The organism is Pseudomonas sp. S34 (assembly GCF_009866745.1).
GTDB classification, from domain to species: Bacteria; Pseudomonadota; Gammaproteobacteria; order Pseudomonadales; family Pseudomonadaceae; genus Aquipseudomonas; species Aquipseudomonas jessenii.
This window is the reverse complement of sequence record NZ_CP019398.1, coordinates 1,633,263-1,655,641: the sequence shown is the minus strand read 5'-3', so window position 1 is coordinate 1,655,641 and position 22,379 is coordinate 1,633,263. Positions and strand designations below refer to the sequence as shown.

Sequence of the window (22,379 nt, the reverse complement as noted above, 5' to 3'; positions counted from 1 at the left end):
GCTCTCCTTATGCCGTCTTGATCAACTCAATCCTGATCGCGCATTTCTTGTAATCGGTCTGTTTGGAGATCGGGTCCGTCGCATCAAGCGTGACTTTGTTGATCAGCTTGTTGGCATCGAAAAACGGCACGAACACCAGGCCTTGGGGCGGCTTGTTGCGCCCCCGGGTTTCAATCCGCGCACGCATCTCGCCGCGCCGACTGATCAGCTTTACTTCGCTGCCACGCCGGGCATTCAAGGCCTTGGCATCGGCCGGGTGCATGTAGACCAGCGCATCGGGGACAGCTTTATAAAGTTCTTCGACACGCTGGGTCATAGTCCCGGTGTGCCAATGCTCAAGCACCCGACCGGTGCTCAACCAGAACGGGAAGTCCGCGTCCGGGGCTTCCGCAGGAGGCTCGTAAGGCAGCGCGAAGATGATTGCCTTCTTATCGGGGTAGCCGTAGAACTGCACGCCACTGCCCTTCTCGACATACGGATCGTAACCTTCGCGGAAGCGCCAAAGCGTTTCCTTGCCTTCGACGACAGGCCAGCGCAAACCGCGCTCGGAGTGATAACGATCAAAGGGTGCCAAGTCATGACCATGTCCACGGCCGAACTGGGCATATTCTTCGAACAGGCCTTTTTGCAGGTAGAAACCGAAATCCCGGGCCTCGTCGTTCTGATAGCCTGCCGCCATTTGTTCAACAGGGAACTGATCGACCTGGCCATTCTTGAACAGCACCTCATACAGGGTCTTGCCCTTGTATTGCGGTGAGCCGTCCAACAGTTCCTGCGGCCAGACCTCGTCGGTTTTAAAGCGCTTGGAAAACTCGACCAATTGCCAAAGGTCCGACTTGGCGTCACCCGGCGCCGAGACCAGTTGATGCCAGAACTGCGTACGCCGCTCCGCGTTGCCGTAAGCGCCCTCTTTCTCGACCCACATCGCCGTCGGCAAAATCAGATCGGCCGCCTGTGCCGAGACGGTGGGATACACATCCGACACCACTACGAAGTTCTCGGGGTTGCGCCACCCCGGCAGCACTTCCTGCATGATGTTGGGCCCGGCCTGCATGTTGTTGCTGGCCATCGTCCAATACACATTGAGCACGCCGTCCTTGAGCATGCGACTCTGCTGCACGGCATGGAACCCGACCTTTTCCTTGATGGTGCCCGCCGGGAGCTTCCAGATTTTTTCCGCGGTGGCGCGGTGCGCCGGATTGGTGACCACCAGGTCGGCCGGCAAACGATGGGAGAACGTACCCACTTCACGTGCCGTCCCGCAGGCCGAAGGCTGGCCCGTCAGGGAGAAAGGACTGTTGCCCGGCTCGCTGATTTTCCCGGTCAGCAGGTGAATGTTGTAGATCAGGTTGTTGGCCCACACACCCCGGGTGTGCTGGTTGAAGCCCATGGTCCAGAACGAAACCACCTTGCGCTTGGGGTCGGCGTACAGTTCGGCCAATGCCTTGAGGCGCTCGGCCGGCACACCGGTTTCTTTCGCGGTGCGCTCAAGGGTGTAGGGTTTTACAAAAGCGGCGAATTGCTCGAAGTCGATGTCGGTCCAGGTGTTCGCCTTGTCGGCATTTTTGGCTTTCATTTCCAGCGGATTATCGGCACGCAAACCGTAGCCGATGTCATCCGTGCCTTTGGCGAACTTGGTGTGTTTGCTGACGAAGTCTTTGTTGACCGAACCGCTTTCAATGATGTGATTGGCGATGTAGTTGAGAATGAGCAGGTCCGTCTGCGGCTTGAACACCATCGGAATGTCGGCCAGTTCAAAACTGCGATGTTCGAAAGTAGAGAGCACGGCCACTTTCACATTCGGCTGGCTTAAACGGCGATCAGTGACCCGACTCCACAGAATCGGATGCATTTCCGCCATGTTCGAACCCCACAAGACGAATGCATCGGTGACTTCGATATCGTCATAACAGCCCATTGGCTCATCGATACCGAACGTGCGCATAAAGCCCATGACCGCCGAGGCCATGCAATGGCGTGCATTGGGATCGATGTTGTTCGAGCGAAACCCCGCCTTCATCAATTTGTTGGCCGCGTACCCTTCCCAGATCGTCCACTGTCCGGAACCGAACATGGCGATAGACTCCCCGCCCTTGTTCTTCAGCGCCTCCTTGTACTTCAACTCCATCACATCGAACGCCTGTTTCCAGGACACCGGGTGAAACTCGCCTTGTTTGTCATATTGCCCATTGGTCATGCGCAACAGTGGCTGAGTCAGCCGATCAACGCCGTACATGATCTTGGATAGAAAGTAGCCTTTGACGCAGTTCAACCCGCGATTGACCTCGGCTTTTACGTCGCCGTGAGTTGCAACAACCCTGTTGTCCTTGGTCGCCACCATGACGCTGCAACCGGTGCCGCAAAAACGACAGGGCGCCTTGTTCCAGTCCAGGGCGACCATGTCTTGTTCGGTAATCAGGTTGCTGGCAGAGGTAAACACCGGGAGGCCCGCAGCCGCTGCCGCGATCCCGGCAGCCTGGGCTTTGACAAACTCTCGCCGCGTCATAGGCATGTGCTTTCTCCCGTTACATCGAGAATCTCGTGATAAACCAGGGCGGCATTGAGCACGCCTGGCAAGCGATTGATCTGATCGATTCGCTGAAGAATCTGGCTTTCGTGATCGGTTTCCAGCACAACCACCAGTTTGCCGGCAGGGCTTTCCTGATGAAGTTCAACGCCCTTGAGCAAACGCAAGTTGGCTTTCACCGCCTCGAACAGGGCCGGACGGGCATGTACTACCAGACTGGCAATGTGCAGCGTCTTTCCCATGTCCCGTACTCCCTGCTGAATTAGAGATAGATGGCGATCAGTTGGGGGGGCCTGGCGGCCCGAGGAGCATTTGCAGAAACCAGACAAAAAAACCGTAACCACCGACTATCGCCACCGATAACAGTGGAAACAGAACAATGATCAGGAAATAGAAGAGGCGAGTTTCTTTGCGAACTCGCTGGGTAGAGTCATCCATTGATGGCATGGTCAGCGCTCCTGCCAAACTTTGAGAGGAGCCTAGATGGCTTCCACTATAAGTTCCATGATTCAGATCAATAGCAGAAGCTTTATCGCCTTAAATGCGAACTGACAGCACTGGATAAATATTGACACTCGAGAAGAGTTATTATTTGAGTGTGTTTTTAACGCTCCAGTTTGCCTATTTCATATTCACGCAACTTGTTGGCAATCGTTGTGTGGGAAACACCCAGTCGCTTGCCGAGCAATCGGCTACTAGCATGTTCCGAATAAAGCCGTTCCAGTACCGCCTTCTCGAAACGCCCGACGATCTCGTCCAACCCACCCTCCAGCGAAAAATCGCCAAGGGGCTGACGCACGCCATAATCCGGCAGACGAATATGCTCGGCCTTGACCGTGCCGCCGTCGCACAGGGAAACCGCCTGGAACAGCACGTTCTCCAGTTGACGCACGTTACCCGGCCAATGGTAGTGGCTGAGCCGCTCCATGGCTGCCGGGGCGAGTTTGGGCAGCGGACAGCCAATCTGCCGGCTCGCCTGATCAAGGAAGTGCTCCACCAGCGGCGTCAAACCGTCGAGGCATTCGCGCAACGGCGGGATGTGCAGCGACAACACATTCAAGCGGTGGTAGAGGTCCTGGCGGAACTCACCGCGAGCGCACAATTCGGACAGGTCGACCTGGGTCGCGCAGATCACTCGCACGTCGAGGTAGACCTCTTCATCACTGCCTACACGACGGAAGCAACCGTCCTGCAAAAAACGCAGCAATTTCACCTGCAAGCGCGGGCTCATTTCCCCGACGCCATCGAGAAACAACGTGCCGCCCGCCGTCAGCTCCAGCAGCCCGAGCTTGCCTTCGGCCCGCGCCCCTTCAAAGGCACCCGGGCCGTAACCGAACAGCTCCGTCTCGGCCATGGACTCCGGCAGACCGGCGCAATTGAGCGCCATCAACGGCGACTGCCCTCGAGGACTGGCCAAGTGGCAGGCCCGCGCCAGCAACTCTTTGCCGGTGCCGGTTTCCCCTTCGATCAACAGCGGTGCATCCAATGGCGCCATGCGCCGCGCTTCGCGCACCACGGCGGCCATGACTTTCGAGCTTTGGAAGATGCTGTCGAAGCCGCGCAACTCCTGCTTGCGCACGTTGTAGATGCGCTCGCCCACCCGGTCGGCGCGGTGCAATGTCAGCACCGCACCGGCCATGGCCTCGCTGTCGTCATGCTCCGATTGCAGCGGCGCGATGTCGGCCAGGAACACATCCCCCTTGACCTTGACCCGCAGCCCGTTGATCCGCGACTTGTTGGCGCGCACCAGTTCCGGCAAATCGAAATCCTCGGCGTACCGCGACAGGGGAATCCCCGGCACCTCGTCGACGCGCACCCCGAGCAACTGCGCCGCCGCACGGTTGGCCGCGACAATGGAACCGCCCATGTCGATCGACAGCACCGGAAACTCCAGCGCACCGAGCAGTGCATTGAGTTCCATGTGCCGACGCTCGCTGGGCATCAGCCCTACACGCTTGACGCCAAAGACCCCGGCAATCGCTTCGAATTTCGGACGCAAGGCCTGGAACTGAATGTTGATCAGGTTTGGGCAATGCAGGTAGATGGCATTGCCATGCTCCCCCCCCACCTCACCGCGGGCCACGTTGATCCCGTACTCCACCAACAGGTTGAGAATGTCGCGCAGGATGCCGATGCGGTTCTGGCAGTGGACTTTGATACGCATATAAAGACCCGAAAATGCAGTGATTGAGGTTGAGGTCCTGTGGGAGCGGGCTTGCTCGCGAAAGCGTCGGCATAGCCAACATTGATGTATCAGACAGACCGCTTTCGCGAGCAAGCCCGCTCCCACAGGGGTATTGCGATCGCATTTTTCTTTCGAGGCACCCAGATAGTCGTCAAGATTATGTGACAGGCAAAGCGTTTTTCAAACCAGGAAATCTCAATAGTTGCGCGACCTCGAGCAATTCGTCACGAAAACTTTACGAATATCGAGGGATTTTCCTGTGCGCGACGCTGAGCACCTGCTGCAACAATGCAATCCTTGGGGTATTTCTAGGTCCATAGCAGTACATAACAAGAACGAAATCCCCTAGCAGGAGAGCAGCATGAAGCAGACGCAATACGTGGCTCGCGAGCCCGATGCGCAAGGTTTTATCGACTACCCCGCCGAAGAACACGCGGTGTGGAACACGCTGATCACTCGTCAACTGAAAGTGATCGAAGGGCGTGCGTGCCAGGAGTACCTGGACGGTATCGAAAAACTCGGTCTGCCCCACGACCGCATTCCTCAACTCGGCGAAATCAACAAAGTCCTCGCTGAAACCACCGGCTGGCAGGTTGCCCGGGTTCCCGCACTGATTCCCTTCCAGACCTTTTTCGAATTGCTGGCCAGCAAGCAGTTTCCGGTGGCGACCTTTATTCGTACCCGCGAAGAACTGGACTACCTGCAAGAGCCGGACATTTTCCACGAGATATTCGGTCACTGCCCGCTGCTGACCAACCCATGGTTCGCCGAATTCACCCACACCTACGGCAAGCTCGGCCTCAAGGCGTCCAAGGAAGAACGCGTGTACCTGGCGCGCCTGTACTGGATGACCATCGAGTTCGGCCTGCTCGACACCCCGCAAGGCCAGCGCATCTACGGCGGCGGCATCCTGTCTTCACCGAAAGAGACCGTCTACAGCCTGTCGAACGAGCCTGAACACCAAGCCTTCGACCCGCTGGAATGCATGCGCACGCCTTACCGCATCGACATCCTGCAACCCCTGTATTTCGTTCTGCCGAACCTCAAGCGCCTGTTCGACCTGGCCCACGAAGACATCATGGGCATGGTCAAGCAAGCGATGCAGATGGGTCTGCACACACCGAAATTTCCGCCAAAGGCCGCGTGAACCGCGACTTTTGCTGACAAGTGAGTCTGTCAGTCACCGTCGCTTTGGTTTAGCGTGACGGCACTGTCGACCGATATAAAAACACTCGATTACAGGAAACACACCATGTCCACTTTGAACCAAGCCCATTGCGAAGCCTGCCGCGCCGACGCCCCACAAGTCAGCGACGAAGAACTGCCGATCCTGATCAAGCAGATCCCGGACTGGAACATCGAAGTACGTGACAGCGTCATGCAGCTGGAAAAGGTCTTCCTGTTCAAGAACTTCAAGCACGCCCTGGCGTTCACCAACGCCGTCGGCGAAATCTCCGAGGCCGAAGGCCATCACCCGGGCCTGCTGACCGAGTGGGGCAAAGTGACCGTGACCTGGTGGAGCCACTCGATCAAGGGCCTGCACCGCAACGATTTCATCATGGCCGCGCGCACTGACGAAGTGGCGAAGGACGCTGAGGGGCGCAAGTAATGCATTTCGACGCCATCGGTCGAGTGCCTGGCGACCCGATTCTGGGCCTGATGGAGGCCTACGCGCAGGACCCGAACCCGCGCAAGTTCGATTTGGGCGTGGGTGTCTACAAGGACGCCCAGGGCCTGACGCCGATTCTCGAGTCGGTGAAACTTGCCGAGCAGCGCCTGGTGGATCACCAGTCCACCAAGACCTACATCGGTGGTCACGGCGAACCGGCGTTCGGCAAAGCGATCAATGAGCTGGTGCTGGGTGCCGACTCGAAGCTGATCAGCGCACAACGCGCCGGCGCCACCCAGACTCCGGGCGGCACCGGGGCGTTGCGCCTGAGCGCGGACTTCATCGCCCAGTGCCTGCCAGGGCGTGGCGTGTGGTTGAGCAACCCGACCTGGCCGATCCACGAAACGATTTTTGCGGCAGCCAAGGTCAAGGTCAGCCACTACCCGTACGTGGGCAGCGACAACCGTCTCGACGTCGACGGCATGCTGGCGGCGCTCATCGAAGCGCCCAAGGGTGACGTGGTCTTGCTGCACGCCTGCTGCCACAACCCGACGGGTTTCGACCTGTCCCAGGATGACTGGCAACGGGTGCTGGAGGTAGTACGCAAGCGTGAATTGCTGCCGCTGATCGACTTCGCGTATCAAGGATTCGGCGATGGGCTGGAACAGGATGCCTGGTCGACCCGGCTGTTCGCCGCCGAGTTGCCGGAACTGCTGATCACCAGTTCCTGCTCAAAGAATTTCGGCCTGTACCGCGACCGCACCGGCGCGCTGATTGTCTGCGCGAAAACCGCCGACAAGCTGGTGGATATCCGCAGCCAACTGGCCAACATCGCCCGCAACCTGTGGTCGACGCCGCCGGATCATGGCGCTGCCGTTGTAGCGACCATCCTCGGTGATCCAGAGCTGAAACGCCTGTGGGCCGACGAAGTTGAAGCGATACGCCTGCGTATCGCCCAACTGCGCAGCGGTTTGGTGGAAGCGTTGGAGCCTCACGGTTTGCGCGAGCGCTTTGCCCATATTGGCGTGCAACGCGGGATGTTTTCCTACACCGGCCTGTCGCCTGAGCAAGTGAAGAACCTGCGTGATCATCACAGCGTTTACATGGTCAGCTCGGGCCGGGCCAACGTGGCCGGCATTGATGCCACGCGCCTGGATTTGCTGGCCGAGGCGATTGCCAGCGTCTGCAAGTAATCCTCGGGCACTGCAATCCCCCTGTGGGAGCGAGCTTGCTCGCGATAGCGGTCTATCAGTCAACATCATCGTTGAATGACACTCCGCAATCGCGAGCAAGCTCGCTCCCACATTTGCTTCTGCGTAATTGTTACTTATCTGTCTATACAACCCCATCCGTCGAAACAAATGGATATAAAAGTCCGTTTGTCATTTTCAGTGCTGTATCCTGCCCAGGCTTTTTTAAAGCGCGGATCTACCAGATCTATCAACAGACTTAGCGAGGAGCGCAACCATGCACGAGATTCCTAATCTCCCCTTCCCAAGCCTGCACGTACCTGAGCAGACGACCACGCAGCAAGCCGGAGCCCAACAGCCCGAGCCGAAAGAAGCCACTGACAGCCGCCAGGCTGACAGAGAAGACTGAAACACCCGCCGTACAGACCGTGTGGAAAGCGCTACCATGCGCTTTCCACACTGCCTGAAACGAGAACTTTCCATGACCGATGAATTCAGCGAAGCGCAGGCCAGCGTCCTGATCGGCACCGCCGAGAAAATGATCGAGATCTGGAATCGCCTCTCTCCCGAGAAACAAGCCGCTTTGCTCGCCCGCTTCGGCACCCAGGAAAATGCGCTGGCCGCCCTGGTCACCACGCAACTGGTCGCTCCCGTCAAAGCTGAATGACACCGCCCGGTAAATAGTTTTACTTTTTCACAACCGACGACCGTCCACACCGCTATCATAAGCAGCCTATCTATCCTGCTTTACCGTGGACCTTTACCCATGCCTGAAAACCAGCGCCCCCTGGCGGTCACGCTGCAAGTCGTTTCCATCGTCCTTTTCACCTTCATTGGCTACCTGAACATCGGCATCCCCCTGGCCGTATTGCCCGGTTACGTCCACAGCGACCTGGGCTTCGGCGCGGTGATCGCGGGTCTGGTGATCAGCGTGCAATACCTGGCCACCCTGCTCAGCCGCCCCTATGCCGGGAAGATCATCGACAACAAGGGCAGCAAACTGGCTGTGATGTATGGCCTGGCCGGTTGCGGCTTGAGCGGTGTGTTCATGCTGCTCTCGGCCTGGACCCAGAGCCTGCCGACCTTGAGCCTGATCAGCCTGTTGATCGGCCGCCTGGTGCTCGGCAGCGCCGAAAGCCTGGTGGGCTCGGGCTCGATTGGCTGGGGCATCGGCCGGGTCGGCGCGGCGAACACAGCCAAGGTCATTTCCTGGAACGGTATCGCCAGCTATGGCGCACTGGCTGTCGGCGCGCCCCTGGGCGTGCTGCTCGTCCATCAACTGGGCTTGTGGAGCATGGGGGTGAGCATTGTATTGCTGGCCGTTCTCGGCCTGCTGCTGGCCTGGCCGAAAACCGCCGCACCGATCGTTGCCGGTGAGCGCCTGCCGTTCATGCATGTGCTGGGGCGAGTCTTCCCCCACGGTTGCGGCCTGGCCCTGGGCTCCATCGGCTTCGGCACCATTGCCACCTTCATCACCTTGTATTACGCCACGCAACACTGGGACAACGCGGTGCTGTGCCTAAGCCTGTTCGGCGCCAGCTTCATCGGCGCGCGCTTGCTGTTCGGCAACCTGATCAACCGCCTCGGCGGCTTTCGCGTGGCCATTGCCTGCCTGTCAGTGGAAACCCTGGGATTGCTCCTGCTGTGGCTGGCACCGGATGCCCATTGGGCACTGGCGGGTGCGGCGCTGAGCGGCTTCGGCTTTTCGCTGGTGTTTCCGGCACTGGGCGTGGAGGCGGTCAACCTGGTCCCGGCCTCCAGCCGTGGTGCAGCGGTCGGCGCCTATTCGCTGTTCATCGACTTGTCGCTGGGGATCACCGGGCCGCTGGCCGGGGCGATTGCCGCCGGGTTCGGGTTCGCTTCGATCTTCCTGTTCGCCGCACTCGCCGCGCTCAGCGGTTTGATGCTGAGCCTATACCTGTACCGGCAGGCGCCGAAGCAACGCGAAGCGCGGGACGCCCGCTAGAAGTCGACCTTGCCGCGCCCGGCCTTGATGTTGCCGCGCTTGCTCTTGGATTCGAGGCGACGGGTCTTCGAGCCGAGGGTCGGCTTGGTCGGACGGCGCTTTTTCTCGACCTTGGTGGCGCTGAGGATCAACTCGGTCAGCCGCAACAGCGCATCGGCGCGGTTCTGCTCCTGCGTCCGGTACTGCTGGGCCTTGATGATCAACACACCGTCGCTGGTGATGCGACTGTCGCGTAGCGCCAGCAGCCGCTCCTTGTAGAACTCGGGCAAGGACGACGCCGGAATGTCGAAGCGCAGGTGCACGGCGCTGGAAACCTTGTTGACGTTCTGCCCACCCGCGCCCTGGGCTCGAATGGCCGTCAACTCGATCTCGGCATCCGGCAGTTGCACGTTGTTGGAAATCACCAGCATGGAAAAGCGTCCGTATTCAGAGTGTGCAGGATACCGCGAATAGATGGGAGGAATCCGGACCTTGTGGGAGCGAGCTTGGTCCGGGCGGCGTTCCGACGAATGCGGAGTGTCAGTCGACTTGAATGCTGACGGTTAAACCGCTTTCGCGAGCAAGCCCGCTCCCACAAAGGGATTTATGTGAACCCCGAAAACAACAAACCCGGCACATGGCCGGGTTCGTTGTTTCTGCGCTCTGCGTTTACTTCGCCGCAGAGCCGGCAACCTGCAATGCCTGTTGCGCACTGCGCTTGTTCTTGATGCCGTAGCAGACCCACATGAACACGAGCCACACCGGAATCGCGTACACCGATGTCTGGATCCCCGGAATCAACAACATCACACCAAGGATGAACAACACGAACGCCAGGCAGATGTAGTTGCCGTACGGATACCACAAGGCCTTGAACAGTGGCGTCTGTTTTGTCTTGTTCATGTGTTGGCGGAACTTGAAGTGCGAGTAGCTGATCATCGCCCAGTTGATCACCAGGGTGGCCACCACCAGCGACATCAGCAGTTCCAGCGCGCTGTGCGGAATCAGGTAGTTCAGCAGTACCGCGATCAGAGTCACGGCGGCCGAGGCCAGGATCGAGCGCACCGGCACACCGCGCTTGTCGATCTTCGCCAATGCCTTTGGCGCATCGCCTTGCTCGGCCATGCCCAGCAGCATGCGGCTGTTGCAGTAGGTGCCGCTGTTGTACACCGACAGCGCAGCGGTCAGGACCACGAAGTTGAGGATGTGCGCGGCGGTATTGCTGCCCAGCATCGAGAACACTTGCACGAACGGGCTGCCGCTATAGGAATCACCGGAAGCGTTCAGGGTGGTCAGCAGGCTGTCCCACGGCGTCAACGACAGCAGGATCACCAATGCACCGATGTAGAAAATCAGGATCCGGTAGATCACCTGGTTGATCGCTTTCGGAATCACGGTTTTCGGTTTGTCGGCTTCGGCAGCGGTGAAACCGAGCATTTCCAGGCCACCGAAGGAAAACATGATGAAAGCCATGGCCATCACCAGACCCGTGACACCGTTCGGGAAGAAGCCACCGTGGGACCACAGGTTGCTGACCGCAGCTTGCGGGCCGCCATTGCCACTGACCAGCAGGTAGCTGCCCAGAGCGATCATGCCGACGATCGCCACGACCTTGATGATCGCAAACCAGAACTCGGCCTCGCCAAAGACTTTGACGTTGGCCAGGTTGATGGCGTTGATCAGCACGAAGAAGGCAGCTGCGGAGGCCCAGGTCGGGATGTCCGGCGCCCAGTAGTGGATGTATTTGCCGACCGCGGTCAGCTCGGACATACCCACCAGAATGTACAGGATCCAGCAGTTCCAGCCCGACAGGAAGCCGGCAAAGCCGCCCCAGTACTTGTGCGCGAAGTGACTGAAGGAGCCGGCCACCGGATCTTCGACGATCATTTCACCCAGTTGGCGCATGATCATGAAGGCGATGAAGCCGCAGATGGCGTAGCCGAGGATCATCGACGGGCCGGCGGATTTCAGCACCCCGGCCGAGCCGAGGAACAAGCCGGTACCGATCGCGCCACCGAGGGCGATCAATTGAATGTGGCGATTTTTCAGGCCGCGTTTCAGCTCGCCTGATTGCGGGTTTTGTCCACTCATGAAAAGGGTCTCACGCAAGGTTTGATGATGTTCAGTAGACGTTGCTGCTCAAGAAAGGCGTTAAGCGGCACCGATCAAACCCCAGCGCAGGCACCAGGAGTTCAGCGTAATTACAACGGTCATGCGTCACCTGTTTGTTTTTATCTGTGACGAAATCGAACCCGACACGCTCGTGACGCGACGGAGTGAACAAGGCGGATAGCCCTGAGGGTTGCGCAGATGCGCAGGAGGTCACAGGTAAAACGCGGCGCATTGTACACCTGTAACCCCCTGCTGCCAGACCCGCTGGACAAGCGTGTCTATGGCCGGGATTGCCTGTGTCCGCCCCGAGAGGCTCGGGCGGCTGCAAAAAATGGGTCAGATCCTTGCGGATCATCGACGCAGACGGCGCCAAACACGCCGCTCGCGGAGAGATGAAAACGGATTGCGGCGTTCATTGCGCCTCCTTTTTGTTATGCACCTGCACGACAGGCATGGCGCGCATAACACCCTGCATGGAGCGGTGAAACAAGCGGGCCAGAGGGTCGGAAGGAGGAAGGAAGACGCTGAAGCGTAAGCGTTTTCTTACAGCATACGGAGATAACCGAATCCACGGGGTTAATCGGTGGATTTCGTCAGGATTTCTTTACAGCGTGTAATTTTGATTTTCCACTTCGGACATCTCTTTGCTTCGACTGGCGCTTTCGCGAGCAAGCCCGCTCCCACAATGAATTGCATTTCGACCAAACAACTCCGTCCCCTGTGGGAGCGGGCTTGCTCGCGAAGGCGGCATCAAAATCAACAAAGACATAAAGCCAGGCAAAAAAAAAGCCAACCCGAAGGTTGGCGTTTTTGACTTGTCGCTAACAGCTTACCGCTGCCTCACTCCGGCTTGCGACGACCGAAGCCTGGACGCTGGCCGGAACCGGCCGGTGCGCCACGGCGCTTGCCCGATGGCGTGTCACCGTCGACCAGTTTGATCCCCGGACGCTTCGGCACAGGCTTGGCCGGGCGCTTGGTGTCGGCCGGGCGATCGGCTACCGGCGTACCACGACCTTCGCCACGCTCGGTACGGCCGTTGGCCGGACGTGGCGTACGTGGACCGCGTTCGCCGTCCTGACGGGCAGCAGGCTTGCGCCCTGGACGCTCGCCTTCGATCTGCGGCTCGCGGCTGGCACGAGGCGCGGCAGGTGCGGCGGCTGCACCAGTGGCTGGACGCAGGGTACGAACGCGCTCGGTCTTGGCCATCGGACGCGACGACTTGCGCTGCATCCGGTCAAGCTTGTCCTTGCTCTTGGCGTTCATCTGCGGCATCGCGACCGGCGTCAGGCCGACCTCGGCACTCAGGATGTCGACTTCGTACTGGCTCATTTCGCGCCAGCGGCCCATCGGCAGATCGGAGTTGAGGAACACCGGGCCGAAACGCACGCGCTTCAGACGGCTGACCACCAGGCCCTGGGATTCCCACAGGCGACGAACTTCGCGGTTACGACCTTCCATCACCACGCAGTGATACCAGTGGTTGAAACCTTCACCGCCTGGCGCCTGCTTGATGTCGGTGAACTTGGCCGGGCCGTCTTCAAGGACAACGCCAGCCTTCAGACGCTCGATCATCTCGTCATCGACTTCACCACGCACACGTACCGCATATTCACGGTCCATTTCGTAGGAAGGGTGCATCAGGCGGTTAGCCAGCTCACCGTCAGTGGTGAACATCAGCAGACCGGTGGTGTTGATGTCCAGACGACCGATGTTGATCCAGCGGCCTTCTTTCGGGCGCGGCATCTTGTCGAACACGGTCGGACGGCCTTCCGGGTCAACGCGGGTGCAGATCTCGCCGTCGGGCTTGTTGTACATGATCACGCGGCGGACCGACTCGGCAGCCTCTTCGCGCTTGATCACCTTGCCATCGATGGTGATGGCGTCGTGCATGTCGACACGCTGGCCAAGGGTGGCGTCTTTGCCGTTGACCTTGATGCGGCCGTGGCTGATCCAGGCTTCCACGTCACGGCGCGAGCCGACGCCGATACGGGCGAGGACTTTCTGCAGTTTTTCGCCTGCTGGGCCGATTGGCTGGTCGTCTTGCTGGTCTTTGATACTCATCTGGGCACCTCCCGGTGTGGTCTGAAAACTGGGTACTTGGGCGAAGGGATCGCCGAAGGGTCGCGAATCATACGCGCATGAGGGCGTTTGCGCATCAGAGACTAGCCGATCAAGGCAAGGTTATTTGTTTTTCCGCCGACCGGTGACATGTGACTTACCACCATGACCTTGTGGGAGCGGGCTTGCTCGCGAATGCGTCAGGTCAGCCAACAAAGATGTCGACTGACACGCCCTCTTCGCGAGCAAGCCCGCTCCCACAATGGATCTCCATAGTTCTCAAGAATCGTATCAATCTTCGAACTGGCGCCGTTCGGCCTCGATGGCTTCGGCCAGGGCCTGGGCTTCGGCTTCTTCGTCCGACAATTCGGGCTCGGGTTTCGGTTGTTCGAGAGCGGCAACGGCGGCCAGGAGCTTTTCCCGGGCTTCGGCGACACCGAGGATGTCGTCTTCTTGATCCGGTTCAATTTCCGGTTCAGGCTCGGGCTGTGCCGCTTCGACTTCTGGCTCGATAACCGACTGTTCCGGATCGAATTCAGGCGACGCCCCATCACGCAGCAAATCGTCGAAATCGGTCTTGATCCCCTCCTCCATGCTGTCCAGTTCCAGCAGCAGTGTGTGGAAACTGGTTTCTTCCTTGGGTTCTTCCGGTTCGGCACTGGCGTCGGCCAGTTCCTGCAGGGCTGCCGGTACCGGGGCATCATCGAAGTCGAGCACCGGATCCGGTTCCAGCTCGCGCAGTTCCGCCAGCGGTGGCAGGTCGTCGAGGTTCTTCAGGTTGAAGTGATCAAGGAACGCCTTGGTGGTGGCGAACATCGCCGGTTTGCCGGGCACATCGCGGTAGCCGACGATGCGAATCCACTCGCGTTCCATCAAGGTCTTGACGATATTGCTGTTGACCGCCACGCCCCGCACGTCTTCGATTTCACCGCGGGTGATCGGCTGGCGATAGGCAATCAGCGCCATGGTTTCCAGCATGGCACGGGAGTAACGCTGCGGGCGCTCTTCCCACAGACGCCCGACCCAAGGCGCATACTTCTCGCGAATTTGCAGGCGATACCCCGAGGCCACTTCCTTGAGTTCAAACGCGCGGCCATCGCAGGACTTGGCGAGAATCGTCAGGGCCTTCTTGAAGACCGGCGGTTCCGGGCGCTCGCCTTCCTCGAAGAGTTCGAACAGGCTTTCCAAAGATTGCGGCTTTCCCGAGGCCAACAGAAAGGCTTCAAGCAAGGGTGCCAGATCACGGGGTTCAGTCAGGTTCATGTTTCGACTCGTTATTCGGCTCGGGCTCGCACGTGGATCGCGGCAAATGGCTCATTCTGCACCAGCTCGACCAGGGATTCCTTGACCAATTCAAGGATCGCCATAAAGGTCACCACCACCCCCAGGCGCCCTTCTTCAGCGGTGAACAGCTCGACAAACGGTACGAAACCGCCGCCCTTGAGGCGCTCCAGCACATCGCTCATGCGTTCGCGGGTCGACAGCGCTTCGCGGCTGACCTGATGGCTTTCGAACATGTCGCCACGGCGCAACACCTCGGCCATGGACAACAGCAGCTCTGACAAGCGCACATCCGGCAACAGCTTGCGCGCCCGGGCCTCCGGGGCGTCCAGCTTGGGCACCACCACATCACGGCCGACGCGACTCAGGCCGTCGATGCCTTCGGCGGCAGCCTTGAAACGCTCGTACTCCTGCAAACGGCGGATCAGTTCGGCGCGCGGGTCTTCCTCTTCGTCTTCGACGGTTTCGGCCCGCGGCAACAGCATCCGCGACTTGATCTCGGCCAGCATCGCGGCCATCACCAGGTATTCGGCGGCCAGCTCCAGGCGCACCGACTGCATCAATTCGACGTAGCCCATGTACTGGCGAGTGATTTCCGCCACCGGGATGTCGAGGATGTTGATGTTCTGTTTGCGGATCAGATACAGCAGCAGGTCGAGCGGGCCTTCGAACGCCTCGAGAAAGACTTCGAGGGCATCCGGCGGGATGTACAGGTCCAGCGGCATTTCCATGACCGCCTGGCCATAGACCATGGCGAAGGGCAGTTCCTGCTGGGCTCCGGCCTGACTGTCGACGGGTTCTACTGCGGACATCTAGGCCTCGACCATGAACGGCGCAGGGTCGCCGCAACCAACGCGAATGACTTCCGGCTCGCCGTCGGCGAGGCTGATCACGGTGGACGCCTTGATCCCGCCGAAACCGCCGTCGATGATCAGATCGACCTGATGTTCGAGCAACTGGCGCATTTCGTGGGGATCGCTCAACGGATCTTCATCGCCTGGCATGATCAGGGTTACGCTCATCAACGGCTCGCCCAGTTCAGCCAGCAGCGCCAGGGCAATCGGGTGGCTCGGCACACGCAGGCCGATGGTGCGCTTCTTCGGGTGCAACAACAGCCGCGGCACTTCGCGGGTGGCATTGAGAATGAAGGTATACGGCCCCGGCAGATGGGCCTTGAGAATGCGGAAAGTGCCGGTGTCGATCTTGGCGAACAGCCCCAGTTGCGACAGGTCGCTGCAAATCAGCGCGAAGTTGTGCTTTTCATCCAGCTGCCGCAGACGCCGAACGCGCTCCACGGCTACCTTGTCGCCGATCTGGCAACCTATGGCGTAGGAAGAGTCCGTGGGATAAATCACCACCCCGCCCTTGCGGATGATCTCGACTGCCTGTTTGATCAGGCGCGCTTGCGGGTTTTCCGGATGAATCTGGAAAAATTGACTCACATTCTCTACCTGTTCAGACGGCGGCAATAATTGGGTCATGTTTGAATCGACACCATAGCGGTGGCAGATCCTCCGGGAGTGGCCGGTATTCACCGATCTCCGACCAGCCCCCGGGGCCATGAAAATCACTGCCGGCACTGACCAGCAGACCGAACTCGCGGGCCAGAATGGCCAGGCTGCCCACTTGCTCGGCAGGCTGGTAACCATTGACCACTTCGATGGCGTGGCCCCCTGCTTGAATATAGTCGGCAATCAGGCGACGTCGCTTGCTGCGCGTGAATTCATAGTGCCATGGGTGTGCCAGACTGACCCAGGCCTTGGCCGCGCGCAGGGTTTCGACGGTTTCCTCCAGGGTCGGCCAGTGTTGCTTGACGTCGCCCAGCTTGCCGGCGCCCAGCCATTTGCGGAACGCCTCGGCGCGATCCTTGACGAAACCTTCACGCACCATCCAGTCGGCGAAATGCGGGCGAGCCGGCGCGTTACCGCTGTCGCCCAGCTCCTGCTGGATCTCCCGGGCGCCATCCAGCGCCCCCGGCATGCCTTTCAATGCCAGTTTGCGGCTGATTTCCTCGGAGCGTAGCCAGCGGCCATCATGCAATCTGGCGATGGCCTCGACCAACGGCGCGGCGTTGACGTCAAAACCGTAGCCCAGGATATGAATGGTCGCGCCGCCCCAGGTGCAGGACAATTCGACGCCGTTGACCAGTTGCATCCCCAGCGCGGTAGCCGCGTGCCGGGCCTCGTCGAGGCCCTCAAGGGTGTCGTGATCGGTCAAGGCCAGGACTCGCACGCCTTTCTCGAACGCCCGCGCCACCAGAACCGCAGGCGCCAGGGCGCCATCGGAGGCCGTGCTATGGCAGTGCAAATCAACATTCACAGGGCTTTGTAACCTCAAATCAGCTGGCGCTATCGCGCGCCCATATGTTTGTTATTATGCCGCCACATCCTGCTTCTGGCTGCCACTGTGAAACAATTCATCGATTTCATCCCGCTACTGCTGTTTTTCATCGTCTTCAAAATCGACCCACAGGTCGTCGACATCGCCGGTCATGAGATCACTGTAGGCGGTATTTACAGCGCCACCGCGATGCTGATCGTCAGTTCACTGGTGGTCTACGGCACACTGTTCATCAAGCAGCGCAAGCTGGAGAAGAGCCAGTGGCTGACCCTGATCGCCTGCCTGGTCTTCGGCAGCCTGACGCTCGCGTTCCACAGCGAGACGTTCCTTAAGTGGAAAGCCCCGGTGGTCAACTGGCTGTTCGCCCTTGCGTTCATCGGCAGCCACTTCGTCGGTGACAGCCTGCTGATCAAACGCATCATGGGCCACGCGCTGACCTTGCCGGAGCCGGTCTGGACGCGCCTGAACATCGCCTGGATCGCCTTCTTCCTGTTTTGCGGTGCCGCCAACCTGTTTGTCGCGTTCACCTTCCAGAGCTACTGGGTCGACTTCAAGGTCTTCGGCAGCCTGGGCATGACTTTGCTGTTCCTGATCGGCCAGGGCATCTACCTGTCCCGTCATCTGCACGATGCCGACACCACAACGCCAAAAACCGAGGACTGACATGCTTTACGCAATCATTGCCACAGACGTCGCCAACTCCCTGGAAGCCCGCCTGGCCGCTCGGCCTGCACACCTCGAGCGCCTGCAAGCGCTCAAGGGCGAAGGTCGCATCGTACTGGCCGGCCCACATCCGGCGATCGACAGCAATGATCCGGGCGCGGCGGGTTTCACCGGCAGCCTGATCGTCGCCGAATTCGATTCCCTGAGCGCCGCCCAGGCCTGGGCCGACGCTGATCCGTACATCGCTGCTGGCGTCTACGCCAACGTTCTGGTCAAGCCGTTCAAGCAAGTCCTGCCGTAACTTTCTTCTCGCAATGCCCCCACGCGGTGAACCATATCGGTTCATCGCGTTCTCAATCGCTCATTATTCTCGTTTGCCGGCCGACAACTTTCCCAATACTCGTATTGGAACCAGGAGTCGCCATGCGCAAGGGTCCGTTGTGCCTGATGTTGGTCACGTTGTCGATCGTGGCGCCCGCCCACGGTGAAGAAAACGCCGAGGGGGGCAACTCGACGCCGCTTTCCTTGAGCGCTGGAAGCCAGATCACCGAGCTGCAGCAACGCTTGAAAGAAAGCGAACGGCAACGGGAAGAACTGAACAAACAATTGCAAACTGCCGATGGCGAACGCGAAAGCCCGCTCCTGGCCCGGTTGCGCCAGGAGAACCAGCGTTTGAAGCTGCAACTCAAGGAAGCCCAGGCCAGCAGTCCGCTGCCGCGCCTGCTGACCGACCAGCAACAATGGTTCGTCATTGGCGCCGGGGTAGCGCTATTGGCCCTGCTCTGCGGTATCTTCGCCAGTGGAGCAAGTCGAAAACGTCGACAATGGCTAAATTGAGTGAGTCATGAGCGAGCTGTTACTTATTGATGATGACCAGGAGCTGTGTGAGCTCCTGAGCAGTTGGCTGAGCCAGGAAGGGTTTCAGGTTCGGGCCTGTCACGACGGCCAGAGCGCACGCCGCGCGCTGGCTGAAACCGCCCCGGCGGCCGTGGTGCTGGATGTGATGTTGCCCGATGGCAGCGGCCTGGAACTGCTCAAGCAGTTGCGCAGCGATCACCCGGACTTGCCCGTACTGATGCTCTCGGCCCGAGGCGAACCGCTGGACCGTATCCTCGGCCTGGAACTCGGCGCCGACGATTACCTGGCCAAGCCCTGCGACCCACGGGAACTGACCGCCCGCTTGCGCGCAGTCCTGCGTCGTAGCCACCCGGCGGCGGTGTCCAGCCAGATGGAACTGGGCGACCTGTGTTTCAGCCCGGTGCGCGGCGTGGTCAGCATCGACGAACAGGAATTCACCCTCACCGTCTCCGAAAGCCGCCTGCTGGAAGCCTTGCTCAAGCAACCGGGCGAGCCCCTGGACAAACAGGAACTGGCGCAGATCGCCCTCGGCCGCAAGCTGACCCTGTACGACCGCAGCCTGGACATGCACGTCAGCAACCTGCGCAAGAAGATCGGCCCACACCCCGATGGTCGCCCCCGCATCGTGGCCCTGCGCAGCCGCGGTTACTACTACAGCCTGTAGGAGCAGCCGGTCGACGCTCGATTGCTCGCGATGGTCTCACAGTCAACGCGCCTTTCCAGACAGCACGCGTAATCGTTCAACTCCATCGCGAGCTCGCTCCTACAGCAAGGCACCTGGACGTTTTGTCAGGTCGGCGCAAAATCATCTTTACCCAAGCTTTACGTACCGCTGACCGCCGCTGACCTTGATCTGCGTAATCTGTACTCATCCGGAACGTACCGGGAACGAGACAAGGAGATACACCATGCGCAAGACTCTTATCGCTCTGATGTTCGCTGCTGCCCTGCCGACCGTTGCCATGGCCATGCCTGAAGGCACGGGCCCCATGGGTGGGTCGATGGACGGTTCGCGCCACGGCGGTCAGATGCACGGCATGCACGGCAAAGGTCCGTACAGTGAACTGGACCTGAGCCGCGAACAGCGCGAGCAGATCCGCAAGATCATGGGCGAGCAGATGCACGAGCGTAAGCAACTGGTCGATAAGTACCTGGAGAAACTCTCGCCAGCCGACCAGAAAGCCATGAAGGACGAGATGGCCGCCAACCACAAGAAAGCGGAAGCGGACGTGCGCGCCTTGCTGAAACCGGATCAACAGAAGAAATTCGACGAAATCCAGAAAAAACAGGCTGAACGTCGCGCCGAGTGGGCCGAGTTCAAGGCCTGGAAAGCGCAACAACCGCAAAAAGCGCAATAATACGCTGACCCCGGACCCGACGGCTGAACACCGTTGGGTCTGACACCACACAATTCACTGTGGGAGCGGGCTTGCTCGCGAAGGCGGAGTATCAGTCACCATTGTTCTTGACTGACAAATCGCCTTCGCGAGCAAGCCCGCTCCCACAAGGGTTGTGATCGTTTGAGGATTTCCTGTGCGTTCATTGTTCTGGCGTATCCTGGCCAGCTTCTGGCTGGCCATCGCCCTGGTTGCAGGGCTTTCCATCCTGCTCGGGCACATGCTCAACCAGGACGCATGGATTCTCAGCCGCCACCCGGGCCTCAACACGCTGGCCGAAGAGTGGACGCAAACCTACGAAAGCCAGGGTGAAGACGCCGCCCAGGACATTCTCCAGCAACGCAAACGCCAGTATCACATCGACGTTCAGGTGCTTAACGAAAGCGGCGATCCGCTGGTGCGCGGCACTTTCCCCAAACGTGCGGCGGCCTTTGAGGCGCGCCAGAACAATGAGGACCGGCGCCTGCCGTGGCGGCGTCTGACCGATGAGTTCACCAGCGAAAAAACCGGTGACACCTACCTGTTCATCTACCGCATCGCGCACCCGGAACTGGACGCCTGGCACCGCGAGAGCCTGCTCTGGCCGCTCAGTGCGCTGGGGATCGCCCTGGTGGTGCTGACCCTGTTCAGCCTGCTGGTGACCTTCTCCATCACTCGCCCGCTCAGCCGTCTGCGCGGCGCGGTGCATGACCTGGGACAAACCACGTATCAACAGAACAGCCTGGTCAAGCTGGCTAACCGTCGCGATGAGTTCGGCGTCCTGGCCAACGACTTCAACCGCATGGGTGCGCGCCTGCAAAGCCTGATTGGCAGTCAGCGGCAACTGCTGCGGGATGTGTCCCATGAACTGCGCTCGCCCCTCGCCCGCCTGCGTATCGCGCTGGCATTGGCCGAACGGGCCACCCCACAGGAACGGGAACAGCTGTGGCCGCGCCTGACCCGCGAGTGCGACCGACTGGAAGCGCTGATCAGCGAAATCCTGGTACTGGCGCGGGTCGACTCCGATAACGCCAGTGCGGAAGAGGTGGACCTGAACGCCTTGCTCAATACCCTGCAAAAGGATGCGCAACTCGGTTCACCCGAGCAACTGGTCCACCTCGAAGCCGAATCGCAACTGAATCTGAAGGGCTGGCCGACCATGATCGAACGGGCCGTCGACAATCTGCTGCGCAATGCACAGCGTTTCAATCCGGTAGGTGGCCTACCGATCGAAATGCAGGCGCTGCGTCAGGGTGAGCGGATCGTCGTGACTGTGCGCGATCATGGGCCCGGAGTCAGTGCCGAATACATGAGTCAGCTCGGTGAGCCATTCTATCGGGCGCCGGGGCAGACTGCGGCCGGACACGGCCTGGGCCTGGCCATCGCCCGGCGCGCGGCGGAGCGACATGGCGGCAGCCTGGTGCTGGCCAATCACCCGGAAGGCGGGTTCATTGCCAGCCTGGAATTGCCGTTGGTGCCGGGGGCTGTCGTGCAGCCCTGAAACGGACACCCTTTGATGTGAGCTACCTGGATCTACTGTGGGAGTGAGCTTGCTCGCGATGACGGCGGCACTCTCAACAATCAAATTGACTGACCGGCCGCTATCGCGAGCAAGCTCGCTCCCACAGGTTTTGCGGTGTCAGACTTTGCCCGGCCAGGCGCTGACGAATTCGGCCAGGTCGACTTTCTCGGCCACACGCGGTTCTTTCTGCGGTGTGCCCAGATACAGGAAAGCAATCACCTCTTCCCCATCCGCCAGGCCCAAACCCTTGGCCACATGGGGCGAGTAGGCCAGGTCACCGGTACGCCACACCGCACCAATGCCCTGCGCATACGCCGCCAGCAAAATCCCGTGGGCTGCACAGCCCGCCGCCAGCAATTGCTCGGACTTCGGATACTTGACGTGATCCTGCAACCGCGCAATCACCACCACCACCAGTGGTGCACGCAGTGGATTATTGCGCGCCTTGTCGATGGCCGCTTCGCCGACTTCGCTGTCTTGCAGTTTCGCCGCCTCGGCCAGCAACTCGCCCATCTGCTCACGCGCCGCGCCTTCCACCGTCAGGAAACGCCAAGGCTGCAAGTGACCGTGATCCGGAGCGCGCATGGCGGCGCCAAACAGCACCTCGCGCTGCTCGGCAGTGGGTGCAGGGTCAATCAGTCGTGGAACGGAAACACGGTTGAGCAAAGCGTCGAGAGCCTGCATCGGCCACCTCCTGAAAAATTTGTGCGGCT

Annotated in this window: 23 protein-coding genes and 1 pseudogene; 12 read left to right on the top strand and 12 right to left on the bottom strand. The window is 59.9% G+C overall.

What is annotated here, in order from left to right:
• Positions 1 to 7: 7 nt before the first annotated feature.
• From napA to PspS34_RS07225, 4 genes are all read right to left on the bottom strand, one after another.
• A complete protein-coding gene (gene napA, locus PspS34_RS07240; protein WP_090453787.1) occupies positions 8 to 2,512 on the bottom strand; it encodes a nitrate reductase catalytic subunit NapA in 2,505 nt (834 codons plus the stop codon).
• Complete coding sequence (locus tag PspS34_RS07235) at positions 2,503 to 2,769, bottom strand: chaperone NapD (protein ID WP_057715921.1); 267 nt, start codon at positions 2,767 to 2,769, stop codon at positions 2,503 to 2,505. The genes napA and PspS34_RS07235 overlap by 10 nt, the downstream gene beginning before the upstream one ends.
• 37 nt (positions 2,770 to 2,806) lie before the next feature.
• Positions 2,807 to 2,974, bottom strand: a complete 168-nt coding sequence (locus tag PspS34_RS07230) for a periplasmic nitrate reductase, NapE protein (RefSeq protein WP_173677902.1) — start codon at positions 2,972 to 2,974, stop codon at positions 2,807 to 2,809.
• A gap of 157 nt (positions 2,975 to 3,131) precedes the next feature.
• On the bottom strand, positions 3,132 to 4,691 hold the full coding sequence (locus PspS34_RS07225) for a sigma-54-dependent transcriptional regulator (RefSeq protein ID WP_095945466.1): 1,560 nt from the start codon (positions 4,689 to 4,691) through the stop codon (positions 3,132 to 3,134).
• 382 nt (positions 4,692 to 5,073) lie between these two features.
• On the opposite strand from PspS34_RS07225, the gene phhA reads away from it, so the two are divergent.
• The 6 genes and pseudogenes from phhA (at position 5,074) to PspS34_RS07200 (ending at position 9,477) form a co-directional block, all read left to right on the top strand.
• Positions 5,074 to 5,859, top strand: a complete 786-nt coding sequence (gene phhA / locus PspS34_RS07220) for a phenylalanine 4-monooxygenase (RefSeq protein ID WP_057715923.1) — start codon at positions 5,074 to 5,076, stop codon at positions 5,857 to 5,859.
• Between the two features lie 105 nt (positions 5,860 to 5,964).
• A complete protein-coding gene (locus PspS34_RS07215) occupies positions 5,965 to 6,321 on the top strand; it encodes a 4a-hydroxytetrahydrobiopterin dehydratase (protein WP_007938547.1) in 357 nt (118 codons plus the stop codon).
• On the top strand, positions 6,321 to 7,514 hold the full coding sequence (locus tag PspS34_RS07210; protein WP_159389536.1) for an amino acid aminotransferase: 1,194 nt from the start codon (positions 6,321 to 6,323) through the stop codon (positions 7,512 to 7,514). The genes PspS34_RS07215 and PspS34_RS07210 overlap by 1 nt, the downstream gene beginning before the upstream one ends.
• Positions 7,505 to 7,624, top strand: a pseudogene (locus PspS34_RS28470) (metal ABC transporter ATP-binding protein); the annotation flags it as partial. The gene PspS34_RS07210 and the pseudogene PspS34_RS28470, both read left to right, overlap by 10 nt.
• Positions 7,625 to 7,992: 368 nt before the next feature.
• Positions 7,993 to 8,178 carry a hypothetical protein gene (locus tag PspS34_RS07205; protein ID WP_057715925.1) on the top strand — a complete coding sequence of 62 codons (186 nt, stop codon included), beginning with the start codon at positions 7,993 to 7,995 and terminating at the stop codon, positions 8,176 to 8,178.
• A 99-nt stretch (positions 8,179 to 8,277) separates the two neighbouring features.
• Positions 8,278 to 9,477, top strand: a complete 1,200-nt coding sequence (locus tag PspS34_RS07200) for an MFS transporter (protein WP_150813398.1) — start codon at positions 8,278 to 8,280, stop codon at positions 9,475 to 9,477.
• On the opposite strand, the gene arfB is transcribed toward PspS34_RS07200, so the two are convergent.
• The 7 genes from arfB to PspS34_RS07165 form a co-directional block, all read right to left on the bottom strand.
• Positions 9,474 to 9,887, bottom strand: a complete 414-nt coding sequence (arfB, locus tag PspS34_RS07195; RefSeq protein ID WP_057715927.1) for an alternative ribosome rescue aminoacyl-tRNA hydrolase ArfB — start codon at positions 9,885 to 9,887, stop codon at positions 9,474 to 9,476. The two genes, PspS34_RS07200 and arfB, sit on opposite strands and share 4 nt — an antisense overlap.
• A 238-nt stretch (positions 9,888 to 10,125) precedes the next feature.
• Positions 10,126 to 11,547: an amino acid permease gene (locus PspS34_RS07190; RefSeq protein WP_154860770.1), complete on the bottom strand. Its 1,422-nt coding sequence runs from the start codon at positions 11,545 to 11,547 to the stop codon at positions 10,126 to 10,128.
• Positions 11,548 to 12,408: 861 nt separating this feature from the next.
• Positions 12,409 to 13,629 carry a 23S rRNA pseudouridine(2605) synthase RluB gene (rluB, locus tag PspS34_RS07185; RefSeq protein WP_154860772.1) on the bottom strand — a complete coding sequence of 407 codons (1,221 nt, stop codon included), beginning with the start codon at positions 13,627 to 13,629 and terminating at the stop codon, positions 12,409 to 12,411.
• 288 nt (positions 13,630 to 13,917) lie between these two features.
• Positions 13,918 to 14,889, bottom strand: a complete 972-nt coding sequence (gene scpB / locus PspS34_RS07180) for an SMC-Scp complex subunit ScpB (protein WP_154860773.1) — start codon at positions 14,887 to 14,889, stop codon at positions 13,918 to 13,920.
• An 11-nt stretch (positions 14,890 to 14,900) separates the two neighbouring features.
• A complete protein-coding gene (locus PspS34_RS07175; protein WP_172435389.1) occupies positions 14,901 to 15,659 on the bottom strand; it encodes a ScpA family protein in 759 nt (252 codons plus the stop codon).
• A gap of 60 nt (positions 15,660 to 15,719) precedes the next feature.
• Positions 15,720 to 16,349, bottom strand: coding sequence for an L-threonylcarbamoyladenylate synthase (locus PspS34_RS07170; protein WP_032829738.1), 630 nt, complete (start codon positions 16,347 to 16,349; stop codon positions 15,720 to 15,722).
• Between the two features lie 13 nt (positions 16,350 to 16,362).
• Positions 16,363 to 17,226 carry a PHP domain-containing protein gene (locus tag PspS34_RS07165; RefSeq protein WP_150813395.1) on the bottom strand — a complete coding sequence of 288 codons (864 nt, stop codon included), beginning with the start codon at positions 17,224 to 17,226 and terminating at the stop codon, positions 16,363 to 16,365.
• Positions 17,227 to 17,313: 87 nt separating this feature from the next.
• Between PspS34_RS07165 and PspS34_RS07160 the strand changes: the two genes are divergently transcribed.
• The 6 genes from PspS34_RS07160 to PspS34_RS07135 all read left to right on the top strand — a co-directional run bounded on the left by PspS34_RS07160 (position 17,314) and on the right by PspS34_RS07135 (position 21,645).
• Positions 17,314 to 17,910 (top strand): septation protein A, encoded by a 597-nt coding sequence (locus PspS34_RS07160; RefSeq protein ID WP_057715933.1) that lies wholly within the window; start codon positions 17,314 to 17,316, stop codon positions 17,908 to 17,910.
• 1 nt (position 17,911) lies between these two features.
• Positions 17,912 to 18,211 (top strand): YciI family protein, encoded by a 300-nt coding sequence (locus PspS34_RS07155; protein ID WP_053156484.1) that lies wholly within the window; start codon positions 17,912 to 17,914, stop codon positions 18,209 to 18,211.
• 122 nt (positions 18,212 to 18,333) lie between these two features.
• On the top strand, positions 18,334 to 18,747 hold the full coding sequence (locus PspS34_RS07150) for a hypothetical protein (RefSeq protein WP_057715935.1): 414 nt from the start codon (positions 18,334 to 18,336) through the stop codon (positions 18,745 to 18,747).
• A gap of 7 nt (positions 18,748 to 18,754) precedes the next feature.
• Positions 18,755 to 19,432 carry a response regulator transcription factor gene (locus PspS34_RS07145; RefSeq protein WP_007984138.1) on the top strand — a complete coding sequence of 226 codons (678 nt, stop codon included), beginning with the start codon at positions 18,755 to 18,757 and terminating at the stop codon, positions 19,430 to 19,432.
• A 244-nt stretch (positions 19,433 to 19,676) separates the two neighbouring features.
• Positions 19,677 to 20,126: an LTXXQ domain protein gene (locus PspS34_RS07140; protein WP_090453778.1), complete on the top strand. Its 450-nt coding sequence runs from the start codon at positions 19,677 to 19,679 to the stop codon at positions 20,124 to 20,126.
• 175 nt (positions 20,127 to 20,301) lie between these two features.
• Positions 20,302 to 21,645, top strand: coding sequence for a HAMP domain-containing sensor histidine kinase (locus PspS34_RS07135; protein WP_057715937.1), 1,344 nt, complete (start codon positions 20,302 to 20,304; stop codon positions 21,643 to 21,645).
• Positions 21,646 to 21,783: 138 nt separating this feature from the next.
• Here the strand turns inward: PspS34_RS07135 and PspS34_RS07130 are convergent, their stop codons facing one another.
• Positions 21,784 to 22,350 carry an NAD(P)H nitroreductase gene (locus PspS34_RS07130; RefSeq protein WP_154860774.1) on the bottom strand — a complete coding sequence of 189 codons (567 nt, stop codon included), beginning with the start codon at positions 22,348 to 22,350 and terminating at the stop codon, positions 21,784 to 21,786.
• Positions 22,351 to 22,379: the final 29 nt, after the last annotated feature.

Excerpts from the sequence above, each read along its gene's own strand:
- PspS34_RS07190 (WP_154860770.1), bottom strand. The coding sequence starts at position 11,547 with ATGAGTGGACAAAACCCGCAATCAGGCGAGCTGAAACGCGGCCTGAAA.
- PspS34_RS07235 (WP_057715921.1), bottom strand. The coding sequence starts at position 2,769 with ATGGGAAAGACGCTGCACATTGCCAGTCTGGTAGTACATGCCCGTCCG.
- napA (WP_090453787.1), bottom strand. The coding sequence starts at position 2,512 with ATGCCTATGACGCGGCGAGAGTTTGTCAAAGCCCAGGCTGCCGGGATC.
- PspS34_RS07130 (WP_154860774.1), bottom strand. The coding sequence starts at position 22,350 with ATGCAGGCTCTCGACGCTTTGCTCAACCGTGTTTCCGTTCCACGACTG.
- PspS34_RS07205 (WP_057715925.1), top strand. The coding sequence starts at position 7,993 with ATGACCGATGAATTCAGCGAAGCGCAGGCCAGCGTCCTGATCGGCACC.
- PspS34_RS07210 (WP_159389536.1), top strand. The coding sequence starts at position 6,321 with ATGCATTTCGACGCCATCGGTCGAGTGCCTGGCGACCCGATTCTGGGC.
- PspS34_RS07150 (WP_057715935.1), top strand. The coding sequence starts at position 18,334 with ATGCGCAAGGGTCCGTTGTGCCTGATGTTGGTCACGTTGTCGATCGTG.
- rluB (WP_154860772.1), bottom strand. The coding sequence starts at position 13,629 with ATGAGTATCAAAGACCAGCAAGACGACCAGCCAATCGGCCCAGCAGGC.
- PspS34_RS07155 (WP_053156484.1), top strand. The coding sequence starts at position 17,912 with ATGCTTTACGCAATCATTGCCACAGACGTCGCCAACTCCCTGGAAGCC.
- PspS34_RS07215 (WP_007938547.1), top strand. The coding sequence starts at position 5,965 with ATGTCCACTTTGAACCAAGCCCATTGCGAAGCCTGCCGCGCCGACGCC.
- PspS34_RS07225 (WP_095945466.1), bottom strand. The coding sequence starts at position 4,691 with ATGCGTATCAAAGTCCACTGCCAGAACCGCATCGGCATCCTGCGCGAC.
- PspS34_RS07200 (WP_150813398.1), top strand. The coding sequence starts at position 8,278 with ATGCCTGAAAACCAGCGCCCCCTGGCGGTCACGCTGCAAGTCGTTTCC.
- PspS34_RS07230 (WP_173677902.1), bottom strand. The coding sequence starts at position 2,974 with ATGCCATCAATGGATGACTCTACCCAGCGAGTTCGCAAAGAAACTCGC.
- scpB (WP_154860773.1), bottom strand. The coding sequence starts at position 14,889 with ATGAACCTGACTGAACCCCGTGATCTGGCACCCTTGCTTGAAGCCTTT.
- PspS34_RS07140 (WP_090453778.1), top strand. The coding sequence starts at position 19,677 with ATGCGCAAGACTCTTATCGCTCTGATGTTCGCTGCTGCCCTGCCGACC.
- phhA (WP_057715923.1), top strand. The coding sequence starts at position 5,074 with ATGAAGCAGACGCAATACGTGGCTCGCGAGCCCGATGCGCAAGGTTTT.
- PspS34_RS07175 (WP_172435389.1), bottom strand. The coding sequence starts at position 15,659 with ATGGTCTATGGCCAGGCGGTCATGGAAATGCCGCTGGACCTGTACATC.
- PspS34_RS07145 (WP_007984138.1), top strand. The coding sequence starts at position 18,755 with ATGAGCGAGCTGTTACTTATTGATGATGACCAGGAGCTGTGTGAGCTC.
- arfB (WP_057715927.1), bottom strand. The coding sequence starts at position 9,887 with ATGCTGGTGATTTCCAACAACGTGCAACTGCCGGATGCCGAGATCGAG.